This is a genomic window from Arthrobacter sp. P4_H3 (assembly GCF_056400885.1).
This window is the reverse complement of record NZ_JBFUKK010000022.1, coordinates 44,500-66,911: the sequence shown is the minus strand read 5'-3', so window position 1 is coordinate 66,911 and position 22,412 is coordinate 44,500. Positions and strand designations below refer to the sequence as shown.

Here is a 22,412-nt window from a genome sequence, read left to right as displayed (position 1 = left end):
CCCGGATCCTTTGCCTAGGTCTGCTCAGCCAAGCAGCTGAGTTACTTGTATCTGTGCGGTGGCGAGTGCCTTGGCAGCGTCGCCGCCGTCCACGAGGTAGCGTTCCACCTGCGTCATGACTTCCCGCATGATGGCCTTGGTCTGGGCCTCGTAACCCTTGATGAGCGGGCTCCTCGATTCCGCGGCCAGGTCGATGAACGATTCCGCCCACGGGTTGGCTGCGGCATACTCGGGGGCCAGCGCGACGTCGGTGGCCAGGGTGGAGGGGCCCATGGCCTTGCGGAGGGCTGCCTGGCCGGCGTCGGAGCCCACCCAGCCGACAAAGTCGACGGCCAGGTTCTTGTTCTTGCTGTAGCCGTTGACTGCCAGCACGATCTCCTGGTGCGCGGACGGCTTGGGGAGCGGAATGCGCTGGGCGTATCCGATATCGGCCGATTTCAGCGTCTTGGAGGACCGCAGGATGCCGGCGACGGTGGAGGAGACGTCGATCATCATGCCGAGGCGGCCCTCCCGGAATTTGGTGCGCATCGTTGACGCGTCGTCACCGATCGGCATCGCACCGGAGCGGTAGATTTCCCCGAACGCCTCGACGCCGGCGATGTTCTCCGCGGAGTCGATCGTGGGGCGTGAGCCGTCCGACCAGGATCCACCGTGCCCGTAGGTCCACACATCGAAGTCCATGAACCAGGAATCGAATTCCGTCATCTGGTGGCGGACACCGAACCCGTCCAGTCCGGTGGCGGAACGGATCTGGGCAGCGGCCGCGATCAGTTCGGCGACGTTTTCCGGCGGGGTGACGTTGGCCTTCTCCAGGATGCTGCGGTTCCAGAAGAAGTTCCAGTTCAGCCGCTCCCAGGTGATCCCGTACTGCACTCCGTTGACCAGGCCGGACTCGTTCGTGTGATTGAACGGCCTGCCCTTGTGCGAGGAGATGACGGACGTGAGCGGGGCCAGGATGCCGGCGTCGGCCAGCGGGTAGAAGTTGACGTCCTGAACCACGAAGACGTCGGGCCCGCCCTTGCCGCCGAGTTCGGTGTTGAGCTTGTCCGCGAAGGAAAGGAACGGTGTGGTGCTTTGGGCCAGGCTCGCGGATGGGTTGGCTTCCTTGTAGGCCTGGATCGCCTGCCACATGGCCTCGCCGCGGCCCGGCTCGAGCCACTGCCAGCTGCCGAACTTCAAGGTGCCCCCGGCCGATGCGGCCCGGTTCGGGTCGATTCCCGGGCTGGCACCGCAGCCGGCCAGCAGCATGCTCGCTGCCGCTGCTCCCAGGAACGTTCGCCGGTCGATCATGTCGCGGGCACCACGTCGAGGGCGAGAGCCTCCGTCTCGCGCCGCAGCTTGAGGGCTTCTTCGAGGGAGGTGTCGATTTCGACGTCGTCCCACCCGACGATGCCGCCCTCGGGCACGTCGTTGACGAGCTTGACGTGGTGGGCCATGGCGACAGGCAGGGCGCGGTCCCGGACCGACTTTTCAGCGGAGATCAGTTTGCCCCAGACGGTGAAGCCGCCCTCGCCGTCGAGGATTTCCCCGGCGTGCAGGTCCTTCTTGGCGCAGGCGACGACGTCGGCGTGGAAGCCTTCCGGCGCGCCGGTGGCCACGCCGCGAAGCACGGCGTTGGCGATGGAGACGTTGAGCTCCAGTCCTACGTAGTGGTAGGGGCGGTAGAGGGCTGCGTACTGGCCGGTGGGGTCCGGGTGCCAGGGGTATTCCTGGAAGCAGCCGGAGACGTACTTGTTGGTGGCCTTGACGACGACGAACACGCCTTCCTGGGTGTTGTGGGGGATCCAGTCGCCTTCCCGGGTCACGCTGGACATGACATCGACGCTTCCGGCGTTGCTGAGCACGCCGCCGTCAGCGGCGGGGCGGCAGATCGTGGCGATCTGTTCCACGTCGCCGGGAGTGAACGTCAGTCCTTCATCCGACGGGCGCAGGCCCGCCGCGTTGGCCACAGCGGCCATTTCAATGGCGGCTTTGGTTCCGTCACGGAAGGAGGTGTGCATGTAGGGGTTGAGCTGGCCGGAGTCCGTCAGTTCCTTGGAGAATTCCCAGTTCTCCCAGACGTTGTCCGGGTTCATCTGGTGGTAGTGCGAGAGGTACTTGGCACCCTTGCCTGCGCAGACCACATCAAAGCCGGACGTGCGGGCCCAGTCGACGAGTTCCCAGATCAGCGCCGGCTGGTCACCGTAGGCCAGCGAATAGACGACGCCGGCTTCCTTGGCCCGCTTGGCCAGGGCCGGGCCGGCGAGGGCGTCTGCCTCGACGGTGACCATGATGATGTGTTTGCCGGTTTCGATGGCGCGCAGGGCATGGTTGATGCCGACGATCGGGTTGCCGGTGGCCTCCACGATGACGTCCAGGTCGGCGTCGAACAGGACGGACGCATCAGTCACGACGGTGGTGGCCCTCGTAGCAATGGCAGTCTCGATGTCCTCCACGAAGGCTTCCTCGGGCCACTCGACCAGCTTCAGTGCGCCCTTGGCACGTTCAGCGTTGATGTCGGCGATGGCCACGACGTGGATGCCGGGGATGTTGCGGGCCTGAGCCAGGTACATCGTGCCGAACCGTCCGGCGCCGATCAGCCCCACGCGGATCGGGGCGCCTTCGGCCTCGCGTTCGGTGAGAAGTTTGTGCAGGTTCATAACTACCTTTCAAGGGGTGCGGTTCCATCCCGTGTGGATGGCCGCCGGAAAGCATCGGGTCCGCCGGAGCGTTGCGGTGAAGGGACGCTCAGGTGGCTGGCTGGGGTGTGCTGCCTTGATCCCGGGCGGTGCTGCGGTAGACAACCGGCTCCGAAGTAAACATAATGGAACCGGTTACACTTTTATGTCATACCTGCTCGGCGAGGTCAATACCCTAGTCTGAAAAAGTTCCTGCCGGAGGTTCCGGGGAGCCGCAGTAGCCGATTGAGGAGTACACGTGCAGAAGCAGCCGACCATCCGCGATGTTGCCGCGGCTGCGGGGGTGTCCGTCGCCGTCGTCTCCCGGGTGCTCAATCCGGGCTCGGGCCCGGTCGCGGCGGCGACCCGGGGCCGCGTGAATGATGTGATGCAGACCCTTGGTTACCATCCGCGCACAGCAGCCAGGGAGCTGAAGCACGGGCCGCCCACCACCCTGGGCCTGCTCCTGGCCGACGTCTCCAATCCCTTCTTCGCCCGCCTGGCGGACCAGGTTGTCCAGGAGGCGCACTCGCGCGGGATCCAGGTGCTTCTAATGACCACGCAGGAGGACGACCAGCTGGAATCGGAGCGTTTGTCCACGCTCATTGAGCGCCGGGTCAGCGGGATCATTGCCACGCCCACGGGGAACAACCTGGAGATCTGGAAAAAGCTCCAGGACATCGGGACGGATGTGGTCTTTGTCGACCGCTCGATCCCCTCGTTGCCGGCTGTCGACGTGGTGACCATCAACAACACCGAGTCGGCGCGGTCGGCCACGGCCCTGTTGGCGGCACACGGGCATCGCCGCATCGCGATCATCTCGGGCCCCGCGTCATCGACAACGGGGCGGGACCGGATTGCCGGCTATCGCGAAGCCCTTGCGGCCGCCGGCCTGGAACAGGACGACCTCCTCATCCGCTCTGCGGCCTTCCGCGGAGCTGCCGGCGGCGATGCCATGACGGCCCTGCTTAACCTGAAGGATCCGCCCACTGCCCTCGTGGTCGCCAACACCGCCCAGGTGACGGCCGTCCTCCGGCGGCTTGCCCATGCCGGGGTTTCGATTCCGGATGACCTATCGGTGATCGTGTTTGAGGATTCGCCGTGGACCGAGCTCATGACCCCACCGCTGACGATAGTCCGCCAGCCTATTGATCTGCTGGCCCGGCATTCCGTGCAGCTGGCCCTGTCCAACGCAAACGGGAAGACTTCCGGAAAGCCGACGGTCATTCGCGTCGACGCCGAACTCGTTGAGCGGTCCAGCGTCGCGCGGCCGAAGCCGCGCGCCTAATCAGCTCCGAGGGCTCCCGCTGGCTGCCGCCGCAAGGGCGCAACTGGCGATCAGTGATTTACACGCGGCCAGCCCTCGTGGTACAAAAAGTGTACCGGTTCCACTTTCGTTCCACTCACACGGACCCGGCTGCCGCCTGATCGCTTGAAGAACGCTGCGCAGCCGCCTCAAACCAAAGGACCTGACAATGACGGAAACCACGCGAGCCTCGCTCGCCCTTTTGGGACTCGGCCCGATGGGCGGGCCCATGGCCCGCCGGCTTCTGGACTTCGACGGCGGCCTCACCGTCTGGAACCGGACGCCCGCGAAGGCGGAACCCCTGGTTGCCCTCGGTGCGCGCGCCGCAACATCACCGGCCGACGCCGCGTCCGACGTCGTTCTCACGGTCCTGCCCGATCTGGACCAGGTGGAATCGCTCCTGCCGGGCCAGGACGGTCTGCTGGCCGGCTGGGCGGCGAAGGGGATCACCCGTCCCATCCTGGTGGTTCACGGGACGGTTTCGCCGGTGGCCGTTGCGGCCTTCGCGGAACGTTTGCTCCGCGAGCACGGGGTCACAGTCCTTGATGCGCCGGTCAGCGGCGGTACCGTCGGCGCGGAGAACGGCACCCTCAGCATCATGGTGGGCGGCGACGAAGACACGGCGCGATCCATGGAGCCCGTGCTCGGTGCCATGGGCACCACGGTCCGGTATATGGGCCCGAGCGGCTCGGGGGCACTCGCCAAGGTCTGCAACCAGATCGTTGTCGCGGCCACCGTGGCCGCGGTTTCCGAAGCCATGCTCCTCGCAGGCAGCGGGGGCCTCGACCTGGCCGTCATGCTGGAGCTGCTGCAAGGCGGGCTGGCCGATTCCGCCGTCCTCCGGCAGAAAGGTTACCGGTGGATCAGCAATGACTTCGCCGGCGGCGGCAGCGCCCGGAACCAGCTCAAAGACCTCAGGTTCATCCTGGATACGGCTACCGCAGACGGCCTTGAACTGCCGCTGAGCAGCACCGTGACGGAGTTGTTCGACGACATGGTGGCCCACGGCGACGGCGCCCTCGACCACACGGGCATCCACCGCACCCTGGCGCGTCGCTCGCAGACACCCCTGCAGAGTTCCCGCTGACACCGGTGCGGTTCTGACGGCAGCTCAATTCATCGCTGCCAAAGAATGCGCTAAAGCGCAGGACGACGACGGCGGGACGTTCCGCCGTCGTCCGCCGGCCGCCGATTTGTGGCGCTTTTCGGGAAACTGGCACAAAAAATATAACTGTGTATGGTATCGGGTAAGTACAAAGCACAGAAAGGTGTGATTCCATTGTCAGGAAAATCGCCCAGGGCCATCAGCGCCAAAAAGACGGGAAAGTCTATTCTCGAAAAAAGGGCCGACAAAAAGGCCAAAAACGAAACTAGTGAAATTCAGTTCGTAAAGCCGCGCAAAAACCAGCGCTGACGTGTCGCCGTGAACACTACCTACAACGCCCTGATCGTACCGGCCCGCCTCACCCACCCGGTGCGCATCGAAACCGTGAGCACGGACATGGCAGCACTGCAGAAACTGGTTGCGGGAAACATTGAATCCATCACGGGTGCGGACTGGCATGCGTACCTGAATGACGCGGGAAACCGCCTGCCACTGAACGCCAGGGCCGAAGTGCTCATCCGCGAAGCAGGCGTCCATATCGAGGACGCCTTCAATGGGACGGCGGTTTTCCTTGGCCATGGAAGAGGCGGTGGGGAATTAGACGCCCCCCGTCATCTAATCCGCCTTGCCGAGCAGCTTTTCGACTCACGGCTTGCGGCCGCATAAACCAGCTGCCTGAATTTGGATCAATAGCCCGATGCAAATTGCGCACAGAGTGAAAAGACCGCGTGGATATTTATCCTTTGTCGGTTATGCCGATAGTTGTGGTGGCTGCCCAACTGGGCCACCATGATCGTATGAACGCTGAAACACCGAAGCCCGAGGAGCTGAGCCTTCCCCAAGCTCTCCTCCTCCTGGCGACGAACGACAAGAACGGCGAAGCTGAACTGCCGGTAGTTGTACTCAAAGCCGCCCTGGCAGGGGCAATACTGGCCGAGCTGCACCTCCGCGGTGCAATCGGACTGCAGGGGAAGCACCTCCGGGCTACCGGCAACGCCCCGCAACCGGACTTCCAGCACCAGCTGGACCTCATCCGGGACAAGTCGCGGCCCCACACTCCCAAGCGGTGGGTCTCAATGCTGGAGAGCCGCGCCGAACTGCACCGTGTCTACGAGGGGATGGTGTCGCTGGGCATCTTGGAGCACGTCGGCGAAAAACACCTCGGTCTGTTCGGGACCACGCGGTATCCGGAGAAGGACCACGCCCCGGAAGCGGCCATCCTGCAGAAGATCCAAGCCGCGCTCGGCGGTTCGCTGTCCGATTCCAGGACCACGGCACTGATCGCCCTGCTTCAGGCCGCAGGCCTGCTCGACAGGCTTTTCCCTGCGGCAGACCAGAACCGGGTCAGGCAACTGGTGAAGGACCACTGGCCGTCCCGTGCGGTGACGGACGAACTGCGCATGATCAGGCTGGCGGAGGCTGAAGCCGCCACCTAAGCGCCCGTTGTGGCCGCTGCCCAACGGGTCCACCATGAAACTATGAACGCTGCGATACCGAAGGCCGAGGACCTAAGCCTTCCCCAGGCTTTCCTCCTGCTGGCAACCAACGACAAGGACGGCGAACCCGAACTGCCGGCGTACGTCCTGAGGACCACGGTGGCAGGGGCAATCCTGGCTGAGCTGGACCTGCTCGGCGCCATCGCGGCGCGGGGTAAGCATGTCCGGGCCATCGGAGAAGCCCCCGAATCGGACTTCCAGCACGAGCTGGAACTCATCCGGGAAAAATCACGGCCCCACACTCCCAAGCGGTGGGTCTCCATGCTGGAGGGCCGCGGCGAAGTGCACCGCGTGTACGAAGGGATGGCGTCGCTGGGCATCGTGGAGCATCTCGGCGAAAAACACCTTGGTCTGTTCAAGTCCACGCGCTACCCGGAGGAGGACCACGCTCCGGAAGCGGCGCTACTTCAAACGATCCAAACCGCACTCGGCCTCAGGCCGGCAGGTGCCAAGCCTTTAGACGCGGAGCCGGCAGGTGCCCAACAGTCGGACGCCCCACCGGCAGGTGCCGCACCGCCCGATGCCAGAACCACAGCACTGATCGCGCTGCTCCAGGCGGCCGGGCTGCTCGGCAGGCTTTTCCCGGAAGCAGACCAGAACCGGGCGCGCGGGCTAGTGAAGAACCACTGGCCTTCCCGTGCCGTGGAGGACGAACTGCGCCTGATCAGACTGGGACTGGCAGACGCCGCAACCACCTGAAGGGCAAGGGAACAGGGCTGAGTCCCTTTTCGTCGGAAGCGCCCGGGGTTAGGATGCCGTGTGACTTTCACCCACGGCTTCGCGGACAACAACGGCCTTCGCATGTACTACGAGGTCCACGGCCGGGAGGTGCCCGGCCAGCCGCCGCTGCTGCTGATCCCCGGCGGCGGCTCCACCATCGGCACCAACTTCGCCGAACTCATCCCGCTGCTGGCCGAACATCGCCAGGTGATTGCCGTTGAAGAGGAGGGCCATGGCCGCACCCAGCCGATCGGCCGCCCCCTTACAGCCGAGAACTCCGCCGGCGATATCCTCGCTGTTCTGGACCAGCTCAACGTGGAAACCGTGGATGTGCTGGGATTCAGCGCCGGCGGCCATACCGCCGTCGCGCTGGCACTCGGGCGCCCCTCCATTGTCCGGCGCCTCGTTGCGGCCTCCACCTTTGTGAGCCGCGATGCCGTGCCGGACGAGTTCTGGGACGGCATGGCGAAGGCCACCCTGGCTGACATGCCGGACACCTACAAGGACGCCGACCGTCTCCTCAACCCTGAACCCGGCCATCTGGAGCGGCTCTTCGAGCTGGACAGGCAGCGCATCCTTGACTTCCCCGGATGGTCCGACGACGAGCTGGGCACCATCACGGCGCCAACGCTCGTGGTGAGCGCCGACCGGGACGTTGTCACCGCCGGGTATGCCGCGCGGATGGCGGGCCTCATCCCCGGCGCCCGATTGCTCATCGTTCCCGGCGGCCACGGTGACTACCTCGGCGAGCAGGCCGCCAGCGGCGGGGACCTCCGGACGATGCACGCCACGGTCCCGTTCCTGCTGCGGTTCCTCGACGAGTAGGCGCGCTACCCGCCAGGCTTCGTTAGGAAGGAGCGGGCTGGAACAGCTCGACCACGTTGCCGGCCGGATCTTCCAACAGGATCTGCTGGCCGCCCGGACCGGTGACAATGGTGTTCCGGAACGTGACGCCGGCGGCACGCAGCCGGTCCACCTCGGCCGCGATATCGCCCACGATGAGGTGGATGCGGTTCCATCCTCCCGGGGACGGCACCGTGCCGTCCGGCATAGGCCGGCCCGCCGAGCTGGTTGGCCCGCTCAGCAGAAGCCGCAGCTGGCCGCGTGCGACATCAGCGAACGCCGGTGCGGCGCTCATCCTGAGGGTGAATCCGAGGTGCTTTGTGTAGAAGTCGATGGCCGCCTCGACGTCGTCCACCATGTACCGGACGCTGACCATTTCCGTAGGGTCGTTGGGCATTTCCAGATCCTCTTTTCGAGCTCGATTGGTCACCCGACGACGGCTGGTTTGGCGAGTGTTATTTCGGTGTTGTTGATGACCGTGGTGCACTGGAATTGCGCACTGCAGGTCTGCAGGTAGACCGAAGCCGCGGCGGCGCCTTCGTTGAACGCCATCATGTTTGGAACCACCCGAATGGTGACTGTTTGTGCCTGTTTGGTGCAGCTGAGCTGATCGTTTCCGCCGCCGCCGGCGATCCGTCCGTCGCTGACCCTTTGGGTGACTTGGACCACGGGTATTGCGATGATCAGGGCCGGGTCGGTGTCGCACACGAAGGTGACGGGAACATCCACCGCGGCGCCGTCGGCGACGAGGATTCCCGGCCCGGCGCTCACGAGCGTGGCGGGGGCCGCTTGCGCGGGGCTGGCTGTGGTCACGAGCATGGCGGCAAGAGCGGCGGCGAGGCAGCTTCTGGTGCCTAACATCAGGTTCTCCCTTGAATGGAAGCGTGGCGTCCTGTGTTCCGCATTGTCGGCCAGTGCGGTGACTGGGCGTCCTATATGTACGGGGCGTAGCCCCTGACGGCAGCGCCGTTCCGGGCGCCGCCTGATGCGGCCGAAAGTCCGGTTGGCCGAAGAATATTCCACTACCTGCCAGTGTGACAATAGCCCTTTCCAAGGCGGGCCGGATGGCGAACGGATGGTGATTTTCCGGGCCGCAACTGCAGTCAAAGCAAGCAGGCGCCCGACGCAGGCGGACGACGGCGGGAGGTCCCGCCGTCGTCCGCTGGACCGTATCGGCAGACGGACCGGTTTCCTGGAAATTGTGCGCGCATTGAAGAATGGGGGCATGGCCGACATCATCGCATTCCTGGAAGCTCGGATAGCCGAGGACGAGGCAGCCGCGGAGGAACTGGTGGAGGTCGGGCCGGGCCATCAGGCGATCGGGACCCGCCTCCAGATCTTGCCGTTCACGGCGGCCCGGGTGCTGGCCGAGTGCGCCGCCAAGCGGAAGATTCTGGAGAACGTGCCGCTGGTCACCGACATACCGTCGCAGATGGGCGGGACCAGTGATTACGTGCTGATGTGCCTGGCCTCGGTGTACAGCTGGCATCCGGAGTACCAGGAAGGCTGGTCGGTCTCCGGCTAGGCCTCACCGTCTCCATGACCAACTGCACGTCAATGCGGCACCAGCCCGCCGTGGTGGCTCCCGGGCCTGCGCGGGCCGCCCGGATTTCTGAAGAGCCCGACGACGCCCCGGATCAAGGCGGCCGCAGCGACTTTCACGAGGAAGACCAGAGCCTGAATTGCCCCGGCCGCAAGCAGGAGCAGGAAAAACGTGATCAGGATCGGCAGCAACAGTAGGACGATTACGGCAATGGCCGCCACATAGAGGAGGGCATACCCGGTGACGTTCGTCGGATCCAATGGGCTTCCCATGTCGTCCTCTTAATCGTCTTTAACCGTCGGCCTTGTCTGTGTGCTGACCGGGATAAGGCATTTTTACCACCGCGCTGTCTGTCGAACTAGGGCCAATCGGCCTGTGCAGTGGAAGGGTGCAACCCGCGTTCGGGTGGCACCCTTCCTTTGCTGCCGGCTTATTCCTTGAAGGCGTCCTTGACCTTCTCGCCGGCCTGCTTCAGGTCCGCTTTGGTTTGGTCGGCCTGACCTTCGGCTTTCAGGCCCGGATCATCCTTGGCCTCTCCGGCAGCTTCCTTGCCCTTACCGCCGAGCTTCTCGGCAGCATTTTGAATCTTGTCATCCAGACCCACGGTGATACTCCCTCCGGTTGGTGCCGCCGGCGATCCGCCTGCGGCTCACTAGTTCATCGTAAACCCGTATGAGGCCAGATGCTAAGCATGCTGATGGTATGAATTTCAGAAGCTAGGTGCCCGTCAGGCGGAGCCCCGTCCGGCGCGCTTAGCGAAGCTGGATCAGACCAGCATTGGTGGGCCGGAACCCGCACGCGTCGACGTAGAAACTCTTCAGGTGATCGTCGAAGTCGACGTGGATCCATTCGCAGCCCGCCTCCCGGGCCTGCTCCGTGGCAACGGCGAGGAGTCTTTTGCCGACGCCCTGCCGGCGCGCCCTGTGTGCCACCAACGTGTCTTCGATGTAGGCGTGCGCGTCGCCGTCCCAGATCACGTTGACAAAGCCCGCCAGCCCTTGATCGTCGCGGGCTGTGACCCACCCCAGGCTGAAGCGGGAGAGCCGGTCAATCCAGTCGTCTTCAACGTACGCGTGACCGAAGCCTTCAGCATGCAGCTGATTGATTTCTTCGTTCGTAAGCGCTCCGCGCCATTCCCAAGCAGTCGTCATGCTGAACAGCATTGCAGACACGACCCCTCACCAGGGCTGCCAGAGCCATCCCAGGGCGAACCCTGCTGGATGTTCCCATCAGCAAAGCTCCGGGCGCCTAGCTATAGCGCATCGGTCCAGTCCTGGAGAGGTTCAGCGCCCGCAACCCGTTCGCGAGGCGGCCTCCTCGGTGGCGGCCAGCATGTCGGTGAAGGCCGCCGTCGGCATCCTGTCGATCAAAGGGCCGGTGCATCGGCCAATGAGGCCACCCCGGGGTACGTATCGGTAGTCGAAGATGACCAACGTCCCGCCGCCGTCGGGCTCGAGCGTGAGCGTGGACTCGGCCTGCTTGAACGGCACAGACACGTGATGTGGACGTTCAGGCACGAGGACCACTCCAATGCTCAAAACTGCGGATAACCCTAGATTCCGATTTCCGTCTTCCTTGCGTCCTGGAAGGACGACCCTTCGGTTCTCGTCGCCGATTTCACCCGGCTGGCCCAGGAAGCATTCATCCCTGACCACCCGGCACTGTAGGGGAGCGGCACCACAAGCAAGGCGGACGACGGCGGGAGGTCCCGTCGTCGTCGTTCATGCCGCAGCTGAACAATTCAACAAAGGGATTGTTGAATGCCCGGGGTAGATTCAGGGTATGGCCACCCTGAATCCGAACGCCGAAACTCCCTCCTTCCGCGAACTCCCGGGCGGCGCGCAGAACGGCCCTGGAATGCCGGGCGGGGCGTCCAGGCTGCGGGTCGCGGTGCCGTCGGTGGCGGCCAGGGTGGCTGCGGAGCTGCGCCTTCAGATCGCAGAGGGCGCGCTGCCGCCGGGAACGAAGCTCAAGGAAGAGGCCCTTTCCGACGAGCTCGGGGTCTCCCGCAACACTGTCCGCGAGGCGTTCGCCGAACTCGCGAGCGAGCGCCTGGTTGTCCGCGAGCCCAACCGCGGCGTCTTCGTTGCCAGCCTGGGCGCCAAGGACATCCATGACGTCTACACCGTCAGGCGCGCCATCGAGGTGAGTGCTGTCCGCGGCGGGGGCAGTCCCGAGAGCATCGCCCTGGTAAGGGCGGCCGTCGAGGAAGGCAAGAGTGCAGCCGCCGCAGGGGACAGCGAACGCCTTGGCAGCGCCAACCAGCACTTCCACGGCGCCCTGGTGGCCATGGCGGACAGCGAACGGCTGAACACCATCATGTCGCAGGTGCTTGCCGAGATGCGGCTGTTCTTCCACAAGGCCGCTGTTGACGGCGGGTTCTACCAGGACTGGCTGGCGGACAATGAACAGATCTGCAAGGCCCTCGAAGCCGGGGACACGGAGCTGGCGGCTGACCGCCTGACCGACTACCTTGCCCGCTCCGAACAGCACCAGACGGCGGTCCACGCATCCCGGCCCGAAGCCTCGAAGTAGCGCTTCCCGCCCCAAATCCGGCAACTGCCGCGACGACTGAATCACCCTTGACCCCTTGACGGTGTGATCTGCGTCGCGTAAATTGTTCAACAAGTTCGGATTGTTCAACAATCCAACAATTGCTCGCAGTCCCGACTTCCGCAGCCCATCACGGTAGCCGCACAAGCGCCCGAATGCCCGACCTGCAACGCTGCAGCCCCGGACAGAAAAGGCGCACAAACACCATCCGCCCCCACCCGGATGACATCCACTCTTCATGGAGGTACAAATGGCCACTCCATCAGTAATGGCCCCCGCTGACCCGAAACCCTTCGTAGGGCGCAAGGGCATGTACAAGGCATTCGCGGCCAGCCTGACCGGAACCGCGCTGGAGTTCTACGACTTCGCCGTCTACTCCGCCGCGGCTGCGATCGTTTTCCCGCTCGTCTTCTTCCCGGCCTCGGACCCTGTCACGGGCACCCTGCTGGCCTTCTCCACCTACGCCGTCGGTTACATTTCCCGGCCCGTCGGCGGCATCATCTTCGGCCGGCTCGGGGACGAGATCGGCCGCAAGAAGATCCTGGTCATCACGCTGATGCTGATCGGCGTCGCCACGTTCCTGATCGGCCTGCTGCCCACGTATGACAACATCGGCGTCATCGCCCCCGCCATCCTCGTCTTCCTCCGCTTCGCCCAAGGTGTTGGCGTCGGCGGCGAATGGGGCGGCGCGGTCCTGCTCTCCAGCGAATTCGGCGACCCGAACAAGCGCGGATTCTGGGCCTCCGCCGCACAGATCGGCCCGCCCGCCGGCAACCTGATGGCCAACGGTGCACTCGCCGTCCTCACCCTGACCCTGTCCGAAGAAGACTTCCTGAGCTTCGGCTGGCGCATCGCCTTCCTGATCTCCGCGCTGCTGGTGGCCTTCGGCCTCTGGATCCGGCTCAAGCTCGAAGACACCCCCATCTTTAAGGCCATGGAAGCCCGGGGCGACAAGCCCAAGGCCCCCATCCGCGAAGTGCTGGCCACCCAGCGCCGGCCCCTCATCGCCGCCATGCTCAGCCGCATTGGCCCGGACGTTCTCTACGCCATGTGCACAGTCTTCACGCTCACCTACGGCATCCAGGAGCTCGGCTTCGACCGCGGCCAGGTTCTCGTCGCCGTCCTGATCGGGTCAGCCCTCCAGCTCTTCACCATGCCGCTCGCCGGCGCCATCTCCGACCGCATCAACCGCCGCCTGGTCTACGCCATCGCCGCAGTTGGCGCCGCCGTCTGGGCCTACCTGTTCTTCATCCTCCTCGAAGGACGGTCCCCGGTCATGCTGATCGTGGGCATCGTGCTGGGCCTGCTCTGCCACTCGTTTATGTACGGACCCCAGGCAGCGTTCGTCGTCGAGCAGTTCTCGCCGCGTCTCCGCTCCACCGGCAGCTCACTGGCCTACACGTTCGCCGGAATCATTGGCGGCGCCATCGCTCCGTTCATGTTCACCCTCCTGCTGAGCACCTATGACAGCTGGGTCCCGGTGGCCATCTACCTCAGCGTCGCCTGCCTCCTGACCCTCGTGGGCCTGGCCCTGGGCCGCGACTCCAACGTTGCCGAGGACGAGGAGTACCTGCAGTCTTCAACCGAGCCGGCCACGGAAGTTGTTGAGAGCGGGACCCGATGAATCCGGCCAACGCACTCCTGGCACCCTCCGATGCGCGCCTGAAGTTCCGCAACGGCCTGGTCACCCCCACCTCCGGATGGAGCGACGGCTACACCCAGGCGAACCTGATAGCAGTGACGGCCGACTACGCCGACGAATTCATCGAATTCTGCCGGCTCAATCCCAAAGCCTGCCCCGTCATCGACATCATCCCGGCGGGAAAGTACGGGAGCGCCCTCGCCGCTGGATCGGACATCCGCACGGACATCCCCGCCTACCGGGTGTGGGTGGACGGTGAACTTGCCGACGAAGTCACGGACGTCTCATCGGTCTGGCGTGACGACATGACGGCCGTCCTCATCGGCTGCAGCTTCACCTTCGAGGCCGCGCTTGCAAGCGCCGGCGTCCCGCTGCGGCATACCGAAACCGGCAGGAACGTGCCGATGTACCGCACGAACGTCGAGTGCACCCCTGCGGGTCGGATCCACGGCCCGATGGTGGTTTCCATGCGCCCGATGCCGCCCGGGCTGGTCGATACGGCCATCAGGGTGACATCGGAAGTGCCGAAAGTCCACGGCAGCCCGGTTCACGTCGGATCGCCCGGGGACCTGGGCATTGCCGACATCAACCGCCCCGACTTCGGCGATGCGGTGGAGATCCGGCCGGGGGAAGTGCCGGTTTTCTGGGCCTGCGGGGTGACACCGCAGAGCGCGGTGATGGCCTCCAGGCCCGCCTTCGCCATCAGCCACGCCCCCGGCTACATGTTCATCACTGATGTTCCCGAAAGCGCCTACCGGGAACGGACAGGAGCGTCATCATGAAGAAGAGACTTCCCGTTGCCGAGAAACGGGCACGCAGGATCATCAACCTTTCGGCGCCGCGGCGGCAGGCCACCGGCACCCACTGCGAACTGACCGGAGTCTGGCAGAGCCCGGCGGGAGCGAGCATCTCGCTGTACGAGGGCCAGCTCTTCCCAAGCGATGCCGGCCGGCCATGCGTCTGGACGTACGCGGGCCAACCGGCGAGCAAAGCCGATTCCGGAGGCGCCCGGTGGGCAGCTCCGGAGCGTCACAGACTGTAGGACAGTAAACGGCGAGCGGACGACGGCGGGACTTCCCGCCGTCGTCCGCTTACTGACGTGTTGAGGAGTGTCAGGGCAGCCGCGATGGACGCAGTAGGGTGGGCGTGCCCGCACTTTCGGGGTCGAGTGGCACCGGGCTGATCAGCACGGCTGGCCCGCGGTGCAGGATGCCGTTCGAGAGCGGTTGGCAGCGCACGCCGCCCCGCCCGCGCATCGCTTTATGGGCGCCCGGGGCCAGCATCTCATCCATCCAGGCGCAGGGGTGGGCCGGCCTGCCGGCCCGGAGCCGCACGAGGTCCCCCTGCGATTCCAGGGCGAACTCCCCGCCAAGCAGCGGCGCCAGATGGGCACCCCGGAGCACCACGTTGCGCCGCGTCAGCAGCGGGTCAAAGGGGCCGGTCCCGAGCTCCGCTGCGATCGCTTCGAGGGCCTCGACCGCGATCAGCGTGACCGCTGCATCCATGTGCGCGGCCTTGCCGAAGAACCGGTCGCCCACAATGCCTTTGCCGGCCACCAGTTCGACGTGCTCGGCGTCCGTGGTGGGGACCGCGGCCGCTCCCTCGCGTGCGCGGCCAAAATAGGCGTGCGCCGGAGACACGAGCAGATGAAGTATCTCAACGTCGTACCGGTAACTTGCCGTCATGCCTCAAAACTATCCCCCATCGCGGGGGCCAGCGCACCGGGAAGGCCCGAAGCGTTGCCCAAGGGCGGACCGAACACCGGGACTACGATGGGTTCCTGGCCAGGAACAGGGCACACACACCGGATAGGGACACGGATGACTACTGAACGCACCGACAACGCCGCCGTACACAATGCCGCGGCGGCGTACTTCCGCGCCAAGCTCAGCTTCGAGATCGATGTCATGGACGTGGCCGAGAACCTCGCGGCCGCGGAATTCGTGCTGGTCGACACCAGGCGGCGGGCGTCCTGGGACCACGGCCATATCCCCGGGGCCGTGCACCTGCCCACCGCCGACATCCCGTCCCGCGCCCCGGAACTGATCCCCGCCGGCACAGGCGTGGTGGTCTATTCCTGGGGGCCGGGCTGCAACGGCAGCACCTTCGCGGCCCTGGCGTTCGCTGAGCTGGGCTATCCCGTGCGGGAAATGATCGGCGGAATCGAGTACTGGGCACGGAACGGCCTGCCGGTGGAGACGGCCGACGGCGTCACTCCGGGAAGCCCGACGTGCTGGTCACGGCGCACACGCTGTAACCCGCCAGGTTACGCGCCGGGATCTGCCGGATGCGGCCAGACCGCAACACCCGGAAAACGCACGACGGCGGCACTCACCCGAGTGCCGCCGTCGAACTTTAACCGCTGGTGCTAGGCCGTCACAGCCAGGGCGTCGATCTCCACGAGCATGACCTCGTGGGGGAGGTCAACGAACACGGTGGTGCGGCTGGGAAGGGCTCCACTGGGGACGTTCTCCTTGATGAACTCGCCGTAGACCTCGTTCATGGCGGCGAAGTCGTCGCGGGTGGTGAGGTAGACGCGGAACATCAGCACGTCCTCCACGGAGGAGCCGCCGGCTTCCAGGATGGCCTTGACGTTTTCCAGGGTGCGGCGGGTCTGGACGCGGACGTCGCCCTCGCCGATGTACTGGTTGGTGGCGGGGTCCATGGGGCCCTGGCCGGAGACCTGGAAGAAGCCGCCCTTCCGGATGCCCTGGGAGAATACGTGCGCCGGGGCGGGAGCGTTTTCGGTCAGTACTACGGTCTTTTCACTCATGCTGAGTTCCTTTCGTGGCTGATCCAGCCGAGGTCCTTCGAGATGGCCTCGGTGCTGGCTTTGAGGTCGGGCAGCAGCTCCAGCAATCCTTCATAGCTGAGCATCACCACCGGTACCGAACAAGAGGCTGCGGCAACAACGGCGCCGCTGGCGTCGCGAATGGGGGTCGCGATGCAGTGCACGAACGCTTCGTGCTCGGCATTGTCGTGGGCCCAGCCCTGGATCCCGACCTGCTCCAGTTCGGCCAGCAGGGCTTCCGGCGAGGTCAGGGTGTTGTCGGTAACTTTGACGTAGTCCAGCCCCGCGGCGATCTTTTCCTGCCGGCTGCGCGGCATGTCGGCGAGGAGGACTTTCGCCACAGCGGCCGAGTGCAGCGATGCAGTCAGGCCGATGCGCGAATACATGCGGACAGGGTGATGCGATTCGAACTTGTCGATGTACACCACCTCGTTGCCTTCGAAGGCCGCGAGGTGCACGGTGTGCCCGGTGCGGCCGTTCAGTTCGGCCAGATGCGGGTGGGCCACCTTGCGGATGTCCCGCTGCTCCAGCGCGAGCGAAGACAGTTCGAACAGTTTGGAGCCAAGCATGAAGCGCTGGTTCTCGTCCCGGACCACAAAACGCTTTTCTTCCAAGGCGTGCAGCAGGCGCATCACTGTGGTTTTGTGCACGGACGCCTTGGCAGCGAGCTCGTCCAAGGTGGCAGGCTTGGCGGCGAGTTCAGCGAGCAGGTCGATGGCCCGCATCAGGCTCTGGCTCAAGGTGTCACGCTCCGGTTCTGGTGTTGAAGTGACCGTCGGCAACGCGGATGGCGGCCCACTCGGCGTCGGTCGACGCAAGGATTGCGGCCAGCTGCGCGGCCTCGGGGAGCGGACCGCGGTCGCCGTGGACGGTGAGCGTGCAGGCCGCCGCCACGTGGCCCCTGCGGAGGCTTGCCTTCTGGTCCAGGCCGAAGAGCATGCCGCTCAGGTAGCCCGCCGCGAAGGAATCCCCGGCGCCTACCGGTTCGACGACGTCCACGGACAGTGCCGGGACCTCGTCGCGGCTGCCGTTCCGGTTCAGCGCAATCGCGCTGATCGCCTCGTTCTTGATCACCAGGACGTCAGGGTCCGGGAGGAGCCTGCGGAGTTCGGCCTCGTCCGTGGTGCCGAACGCATGCTCGGCTTCGTCCTTGCCAACGAGGACGACGTCGGCCAGGTTGGCCATCCGTCGAAGCACCGAGCGGTCCCGGCCGGACCAGAGGGCGGCCCGCCAGTTGACGTCGAAGCTGATGGTCCGTCCGTTCCGTGGGGCGGTCAGGACGGCCTCGATGAGTTCCAGGCACTCCGGTGAGAGGGCGGCAGTGATTCCGCTGAGGTGGATCAGGGCCGCGCTTTCCAGCAGGCCGGCGACCACCGGATTCGCCAGCGTTCCGCGTCCCATGGCCGACGCCGCGCTGCCTTGCCGGTAATACAGGACCGAGCTGCCGCCGTCGGGGTCTGACTCCTGGGCGGGGACCTTGATGTAGAGGCCGGTGGGCAGGGCGGGGTCAACTTCGACGCCGGCCACTCCCACGCCGTGCCCGCTGAGCTCGTTGAGGATGCGCGTGCCGAAACCGTCCCGGCCGACACGTCCCACCCAGTGCGAGTCCAGGCCCATGGCCGCGAGCCCCATGGCAACGTTCGACTCGGCCCCACCGATCCCGCAGTGGAGCTCGGTGGCCTGGTGCAGCGGTACGGCCTGTACCGGGGTAAGCATGGCCATCGTCTCGCCAACACACACAGCTGACAGCATGTAACTCCCGCACTCCCTCTTGCGCTTTTCAGCGGCACTCGGACGCCGCGGTACGGAGGGTTCCGCGGCGGATAAACCGGCTCTGCGGGCACGCCGCGGCCTTGACTCTCAATCCTGCACCATGTTAGACATATCACCAGCAGCTTTGCAACCAGCGTTGCAAAATACGCAACGCACCGGTGGTGTACCCATCGCCGAGACCCACAACGCAGCTCCAACAACGCAGCGCACCGTGAAGGGAATGAACCCGTGAATACTTCCGCGTACGGCGCCGAAGCAACGGCTGAGGCCATTTCGGCGGCCGCCGTGGCCGCCCTCGAAGACGTCCGGCTCGACTGGCGGCACAAGGCCGTGCCCGCCACCGCCAACGGGACAACCCACGCCGGGTTCGTCGCGGCGGGCCACAACCTGGCTGACCTGCAGACCCCGCTGCTTACGCTCGATGCCCGGGCCCTGGGCGGCAACGCGGACCGGCTCGCCTCGTGGTGCAGGGAGCACGGCGTGCTGCTGGCCCCGCACGGAAAAACCACCATGGCACCCCAGCTGTGGACCGAACAGCTCAACCGCGGAGCCTGGGGCATCACGCTCGCCAACTTCGCCCAGCTCCGGGTGGCCCGCGAGTTCGGCGTCCGCCGCCTGCAGCTCGCCAACAGCCTCACGGACCCGCACGCCATCGAGTGGGTGGCCAACACCGCCACTGCAGACGCCCCCATCCTGTCCTGGGTGGACTCCGTGGACACCGTGGAGGTCATCGGCCGCACCCTGGCGGCCGCCGGAAGCGGGGCTGTCCTGGATGTCCTCGTGGAGCTTGGCGGAACCGGCGGCCGGACAGGTGCCCGCGGCGTGGACGCCGCCCTGGACGTGGCCCGGGCCGTCTCGGCGTCGCCGCACCTGCGGCTGGTGGGCGTCAGCGGCTACGAAGGATCGCTGGCCCACACCGCGGACCAGGACAGCCTCGCCGCCGTCCGCGGCTACCTCGGCCGCATGCGCCAGCTCCATGAGGAACTGCTCGACGGCGGCCTGTACGGGTCCGACGCCGTCATCCTCACCGCCGGCGGCAGCGCCTACTTCGACGACGTCGTCTCCGTCCTTTCGCCTTGCATCACGGCCAGCACCGGGCCCGCCGGCCCGGCGGACAGCCCCCGCGTGGAACTCATGATCCGCAGCGGCGCCTACATCATCCACGACGACGGCTTCTACCGCGGCATCTCGCCGTTTTCCCGCGACGGAGGCGAACCCTTCCGCGCCGGAATGCACGGCTGGGCGCGGGTTGTGTCCCAGCCTGAGCCGGGCCTGGCCATCCTTGACGCCGGCAAACGGGACCTCCCCGTCGACGAAGGACTGCCGCGCCCCCAGCTCATCGGACCCGCCCTCGGCGGCCCCATGGAACCGCTCGCCGGCGCCGAAATCACCGCCGTCAACGACCAGCACTGCTTCATGACGTTCGACGCCGGAACCACCTCGGTGCGGCCCGGTGACGTGGTCCGGCTGGGCCTGTCCCACCCGTGCACCGCGCTCGACAAATGGACCGTCATCCCGGTCCTGGCGGACACCGACGGCGACCGGACCGTCGTCGACCTCATCCACACCTTCTTCTAGGACACATGCCATGAAGACCCTCATCAGCAACGCCGTCCTGGTGGACGGAACCGGAGCGGACCGCCGCCCGGCGGACGTCCTGCTGGACGGCCCGGTCATTGCCGCCGTCGCCGACGCCGGAACCCTCACCGCAGCCGGAACCGGCGCCGGCCGCACGATCGACGCCACAGGCCTGGTCCTGAGCCCCGGCTTCATCGACATGCACGCCCACTCGGACCTTCAACTGCTGGTCAACAAGGACCACTACGCCAAGCTCAGCCAGGGCGTCACCACGGAACTGCTGGGCCAGGACGGACTGTCCTACGCGCCCGTGGATGACGCAACCCTGGCCGGGGTCCGCGAGAAGATTGCCGGCTGGAACGACAACCCCGCGGACTTCGACTGGAACTGGCGGACAGTGGGCGAGTACCTCGACCGGCTGGACCGCGAAGACAGCGACGGCGGCCGGATCGCCACCAACGCCGCCTACCTCGTCCCGCAGGGAACCGTCCGCGCCATGGTGATGGGCTTCGCCGAAGGCGACCCCACGCCCGGGCAGCAGGAGCGGATGCAGGACGTGGTCCGCACCGCCATGGAGGAAGGCGCCGTGGGAATGTCCTCCGGGCTGACCTACACGCCGGGAATGTATGCCCGCACCGAGGAACTCGCCGGGCTCTGCCGGACGGTGGGGGAGCTGGGCGGCTTCTACGCACCGCACCACCGCTCGTACGGCAAGGGCGCGCTGGGCGCCTACGCCGAAATGATCGGCCTGAGCCGGGATACCGGCTGTGCCCTGCACCTGTCCCACGCCACCATGAATTTCGCCGAGAACAAGGGCCGCGCCGGCGAGCTGCTGGACCTGATCGACGCAGCCCTGGACGACGGCGTGGACATCACCCTGGACACGTACCCCTACCTTCCCGGAGCCACCACCCTTTCCGCCATCCTCCCCAGCTGGGCCTCGTCCGGGGGCACCGGGGCCACCCTGGAGCGCCTCGCCGATCCGGAAACCCGGGCGAAGATCCGCGAAAGCGTGGAGATCTACGGTTCCGACGGCTGCCACGGGGTGGTGGCCGAATGGGACACCCTGGAGATCAGCGGCGTCCAGAACCCGGCGCTGGCCGGGCATGTGGGCAAGACGATCGCGGGCATCGCCGCTGAAACGGGTGCAGAGCCCTTCGACGTCTTTGCGCGCATCCTCACCGAGGACCGGCTTGGCACCGGCATCCTGCAGCACGTTGGCCACGAGGAAAACGTCCAGGCCATCATGAAGCACCGCACGCACACCGGCGGCAGCGACGGACTCCTGGTCGGAGCCAAGCCGCACCCGCGGGCCTGGGGCACATTCCCGCGCTACCTCGGCCACTACTCCCGGGACCTCGGCCTGCTCAGCCTCGAAGAAACCGTGCACCACCTGAGCGGCCGCCCAGCGGCACGGCTCAAGCTTGACCGCCGCGGCCTGGTCCGCGAGGGCTTCGCAGCCGACGTGGTCCTCTTCGATCCGGAAACCGTCCGGGACGAAGCCACATTTGAGCACCCGCGCCGGGCCGCTGCCGGCATCCACTATGTCTTCGTCAACGGCGCGGCAGCCATCGACGGCGGCCAGCCGACCGGCGTCCGCGCCGGCCGTGCCCTGCGTCGCAGCAGCGACGGACTCACCCGAGAAGGAAAGCAACCCACCCATGACTCCTGAAGAATTCGTCCGGCAGCTTGAAGCCGACCGCACCCTCGCCGTCGTCCGCGCCGCGTCCATCCCGGACGCTGCGGACCTCTGCCGGGCACTGGCCGACGGCGGCATCCGCACCGTCGAACTGACCTTCACCACGCCGGATGTGCTGACCCACGTCCGGCGCGCTGCGGACACGGCCGCGGAGCACGGCGCCGCCGTCGGAATCGGCACGGTGATGACGGCGGACCAGGCACGGGCAGCGATCGACGCCGGGGCGCAGTTCCTGGTGACGCCCGGGCTCCGCCCGGAGGTGGCCAAAGTGGCCGCCGACGCCGGCATCCCCTTCAGCCTGGGTGCCATGACCCCCACCGAGGTGGCGCAGGCCCTGGACCTGGGCTCCGCTGCCGTCAAGATTTTCCCGGCCCGGCAGCTCGGCCCGGTGTACCTGAAGGACCTGCAGGGCCCCTACCCGGGGATCCGGCTGCTCCCGTCCGGCGGCATCGACGCCTCCAATGCCAGGAGCTACCTCGACGCCGGCGCCGCCGCAGTCTGCTGCGGCACCAGCGTGGTCCCGCCGGCAGCAGTGGCTGCCGGCGACTGGGCAGACATCGCGGCGCGTGCCGCATCCTTCACCGGCACCCTCAAGTAGGACTTACCCAGAAAGAAACGCCCATGAACGAATTCCTTACCTGGCTGCGGCACGACACCGCAGGCCTGCTCCTCCTGGCAGGCGCGGGCATCGCCCTCCTGCTGTTCC

Annotated in this window: 27 protein-coding genes; 15 read left to right on the top strand and 12 right to left on the bottom strand. The window is 66.2% G+C overall.

All coding sequences use genetic code 11. The features are described 5' to 3' along the window. Positions 1-24: 24 nt before the first annotated feature. Both AC1DRE_RS21800 and AC1DRE_RS21795 read right to left on the bottom strand, forming a co-directional pair. Positions 25-1,290 (bottom strand): ABC transporter substrate-binding protein, encoded by a 1,266-nt coding sequence (locus AC1DRE_RS21800; protein WP_476986583.1) that lies wholly within the window; start codon positions 1,288-1,290, stop codon positions 25-27. Then, complete coding sequence (locus AC1DRE_RS21795) at positions 1,287-2,639, bottom strand: NAD(P)H-dependent oxidoreductase (RefSeq protein WP_364125484.1); 1,353 nt, start codon at positions 2,637-2,639, stop codon at positions 1,287-1,289. The genes AC1DRE_RS21800 and AC1DRE_RS21795 overlap by 4 nt, the downstream gene beginning before the upstream one ends. Before the next feature lie 277 nt (positions 2,640-2,916). Here AC1DRE_RS21795 and AC1DRE_RS21790 point away from each other — a divergent pair, with 277 nt between their 5' ends. From AC1DRE_RS21790 to AC1DRE_RS21765, 6 genes are all read left to right on the top strand, one after another. After that, the gene (locus AC1DRE_RS21790; protein WP_476986582.1) at positions 2,917-3,945 is read left to right on the top strand and encodes a substrate-binding domain-containing protein; all 1,029 of its coding nucleotides are present in this window, start codon (positions 2,917-2,919) and stop codon (positions 3,943-3,945) included. A gap of 187 nt (positions 3,946-4,132) precedes the next feature. Next, positions 4,133-5,050, top strand: a complete 918-nt coding sequence (locus AC1DRE_RS21785) for an NAD(P)-dependent oxidoreductase (protein ID WP_476986581.1) — start codon at positions 4,133-4,135, stop codon at positions 5,048-5,050. A gap of 414 nt (positions 5,051-5,464) precedes the next feature. Next, positions 5,465-5,734: a DUF3846 domain-containing protein gene (locus tag AC1DRE_RS21780; RefSeq protein WP_476986592.1), complete on the top strand. Its 270-nt coding sequence runs from the start codon at positions 5,465-5,467 to the stop codon at positions 5,732-5,734. A gap of 131 nt (positions 5,735-5,865) precedes the next feature. Continuing rightward, positions 5,866-6,504, top strand: a complete 639-nt coding sequence (locus AC1DRE_RS21775; RefSeq protein ID WP_476986580.1) for a GOLPH3/VPS74 family protein — start codon at positions 5,866-5,868, stop codon at positions 6,502-6,504. A 42-nt stretch (positions 6,505-6,546) separates the two neighbouring features. After that, a complete protein-coding gene (locus AC1DRE_RS21770; RefSeq protein WP_476986579.1) occupies positions 6,547-7,263 on the top strand; it encodes a GOLPH3/VPS74 family protein in 717 nt (238 codons plus the stop codon). 60 nt (positions 7,264-7,323) lie between these two features. After that, positions 7,324-8,109, top strand: a complete 786-nt coding sequence (locus AC1DRE_RS21765; protein ID WP_476986578.1) for an alpha/beta fold hydrolase — start codon at positions 7,324-7,326, stop codon at positions 8,107-8,109. Between the two features lie 22 nt (positions 8,110-8,131). Here AC1DRE_RS21765 and AC1DRE_RS21760 read toward each other — a convergent pair whose 3' ends face one another. Then, a complete protein-coding gene (locus tag AC1DRE_RS21760; RefSeq protein WP_476986577.1) occupies positions 8,132-8,524 on the bottom strand; it encodes a VOC family protein in 393 nt (130 codons plus the stop codon). A gap of 29 nt (positions 8,525-8,553) precedes the next feature. After that, positions 8,554-8,988 carry a hypothetical protein gene (locus AC1DRE_RS21755; protein ID WP_476986576.1) on the bottom strand — a complete coding sequence of 145 codons (435 nt, stop codon included), beginning with the start codon at positions 8,986-8,988 and terminating at the stop codon, positions 8,554-8,556. Positions 8,989-9,352: 364 nt separating this feature from the next. On the opposite strand from AC1DRE_RS21755, the gene AC1DRE_RS21750 reads away from it, so the two are divergent. After that, the gene (locus AC1DRE_RS21750; RefSeq protein ID WP_476986575.1) at positions 9,353-9,652 is read left to right on the top strand and encodes a DUF6221 family protein; all 300 of its coding nucleotides are present in this window, start codon (positions 9,353-9,355) and stop codon (positions 9,650-9,652) included. Positions 9,653-9,681: 29 nt separating this feature from the next. Here AC1DRE_RS21750 and AC1DRE_RS21745 read toward each other — a convergent pair whose 3' ends face one another. The 4 genes from AC1DRE_RS21745 to AC1DRE_RS21730 form a co-directional block, all read right to left on the bottom strand. Next, positions 9,682-9,942: a hypothetical protein gene (locus AC1DRE_RS21745; RefSeq protein ID WP_476986574.1), complete on the bottom strand. Its 261-nt coding sequence runs from the start codon at positions 9,940-9,942 to the stop codon at positions 9,682-9,684. A 158-nt stretch (positions 9,943-10,100) separates the two neighbouring features. Next, positions 10,101-10,274, bottom strand: coding sequence for a CsbD family protein (locus tag AC1DRE_RS21740; RefSeq protein ID WP_476986573.1), 174 nt, complete (start codon positions 10,272-10,274; stop codon positions 10,101-10,103). Positions 10,275-10,422: 148 nt separating this feature from the next. Continuing rightward, entirely contained in the window at positions 10,423-10,821 is a 399-nt protein-coding gene (locus AC1DRE_RS21735) for a GNAT family N-acetyltransferase (protein ID WP_476986572.1), read from the bottom strand. A 132-nt stretch (positions 10,822-10,953) separates the two neighbouring features. Next, positions 10,954-11,187, bottom strand: coding sequence for a hypothetical protein (locus AC1DRE_RS21730; protein WP_476986571.1), 234 nt, complete (start codon positions 11,185-11,187; stop codon positions 10,954-10,956). 340 nt (positions 11,188-11,527) lie between these two features. On the opposite strand from AC1DRE_RS21730, the gene AC1DRE_RS21725 reads away from it, so the two are divergent. The 4 genes from AC1DRE_RS21725 to AC1DRE_RS21710 all read left to right on the top strand — a co-directional run bounded on the left by AC1DRE_RS21725 (position 11,528) and on the right by AC1DRE_RS21710 (position 14,907). After that, positions 11,528-12,205, top strand: coding sequence for a GntR family transcriptional regulator (locus AC1DRE_RS21725; RefSeq protein ID WP_476986591.1), 678 nt, complete (start codon positions 11,528-11,530; stop codon positions 12,203-12,205). Positions 12,206-12,473: 268 nt separating this feature from the next. Beyond that, positions 12,474-13,847 carry an MFS transporter gene (locus AC1DRE_RS21720; protein WP_476986570.1) on the top strand — a complete coding sequence of 458 codons (1,374 nt, stop codon included), beginning with the start codon at positions 12,474-12,476 and terminating at the stop codon, positions 13,845-13,847. Continuing rightward, the gene (locus tag AC1DRE_RS21715) at positions 13,844-14,647 is read left to right on the top strand and encodes a putative hydro-lyase (RefSeq protein WP_476986569.1); all 804 of its coding nucleotides are present in this window, start codon (positions 13,844-13,846) and stop codon (positions 14,645-14,647) included. Before AC1DRE_RS21720 ends, AC1DRE_RS21715 begins: the two co-directional genes overlap by 4 nt. Next, positions 14,644-14,907 (top strand): hypothetical protein, encoded by a 264-nt coding sequence (locus tag AC1DRE_RS21710; RefSeq protein WP_476986568.1) that lies wholly within the window; start codon positions 14,644-14,646, stop codon positions 14,905-14,907. The genes AC1DRE_RS21715 and AC1DRE_RS21710 overlap by 4 nt, the downstream gene beginning before the upstream one ends. Positions 14,908-14,977: 70 nt before the next feature. On the opposite strand, the gene AC1DRE_RS21705 is transcribed toward AC1DRE_RS21710, so the two are convergent. Beyond that, complete coding sequence (locus AC1DRE_RS21705) at positions 14,978-15,550, bottom strand: MOSC domain-containing protein (RefSeq protein WP_476986567.1); 573 nt, start codon at positions 15,548-15,550, stop codon at positions 14,978-14,980. 135 nt (positions 15,551-15,685) lie between these two features. Between AC1DRE_RS21705 and AC1DRE_RS21700 the strand changes: the two genes are divergently transcribed. After that, positions 15,686-16,237, top strand: coding sequence for a rhodanese-like domain-containing protein (locus tag AC1DRE_RS21700; protein ID WP_476986566.1), 552 nt, complete (start codon positions 15,686-15,688; stop codon positions 16,235-16,237). Here the strand turns inward: AC1DRE_RS21700 and AC1DRE_RS21695 are convergent. The 3 genes from AC1DRE_RS21695 to AC1DRE_RS21685 are packed head-to-tail and all read right to left on the bottom strand — an operon-like array spanning position 16,234 to position 18,408. Further along, positions 16,234-16,638 (bottom strand): RidA family protein, encoded by a 405-nt coding sequence (locus tag AC1DRE_RS21695; RefSeq protein WP_476986565.1) that lies wholly within the window; start codon positions 16,636-16,638, stop codon positions 16,234-16,236. The genes AC1DRE_RS21700 and AC1DRE_RS21695 overlap by 4 nt on opposite strands. Then, positions 16,635-17,396, bottom strand: coding sequence for an IclR family transcriptional regulator (locus tag AC1DRE_RS21690; protein ID WP_476986564.1), 762 nt, complete (start codon positions 17,394-17,396; stop codon positions 16,635-16,637). Before AC1DRE_RS21690 ends, AC1DRE_RS21695 begins: the two co-directional genes overlap by 4 nt. 4 nt (positions 17,397-17,400) lie before the next feature. Then, positions 17,401-18,408 (bottom strand): sugar kinase, encoded by a 1,008-nt coding sequence (locus AC1DRE_RS21685; RefSeq protein WP_476986563.1) that lies wholly within the window; start codon positions 18,406-18,408, stop codon positions 17,401-17,403. A 249-nt stretch (positions 18,409-18,657) separates the two neighbouring features. Between AC1DRE_RS21685 and AC1DRE_RS21680 the strand changes: the two genes are divergently transcribed. The 3 genes from AC1DRE_RS21680 to AC1DRE_RS21670 are packed head-to-tail and all read left to right on the top strand — an operon-like array spanning position 18,658 to position 22,304. Next, positions 18,658-20,007 carry a type III PLP-dependent enzyme domain-containing protein gene (locus tag AC1DRE_RS21680; RefSeq protein WP_476986562.1) on the top strand — a complete coding sequence of 450 codons (1,350 nt, stop codon included), beginning with the start codon at positions 18,658-18,660 and terminating at the stop codon, positions 20,005-20,007. 10 nt (positions 20,008-20,017) lie between these two features. Continuing rightward, positions 20,018-21,679 carry an N-acyl-D-amino-acid deacylase family protein gene (locus AC1DRE_RS21675; protein WP_476986561.1) on the top strand — a complete coding sequence of 554 codons (1,662 nt, stop codon included), beginning with the start codon at positions 20,018-20,020 and terminating at the stop codon, positions 21,677-21,679. Then, positions 21,669-22,304, top strand: coding sequence for a bifunctional 4-hydroxy-2-oxoglutarate aldolase/2-dehydro-3-deoxy-phosphogluconate aldolase (locus AC1DRE_RS21670; protein WP_476986560.1), 636 nt, complete (start codon positions 21,669-21,671; stop codon positions 22,302-22,304). The genes AC1DRE_RS21675 and AC1DRE_RS21670 overlap by 11 nt, the downstream gene beginning before the upstream one ends. The last annotated feature ends 108 nt before the right edge of the window (positions 22,305-22,412 follow it).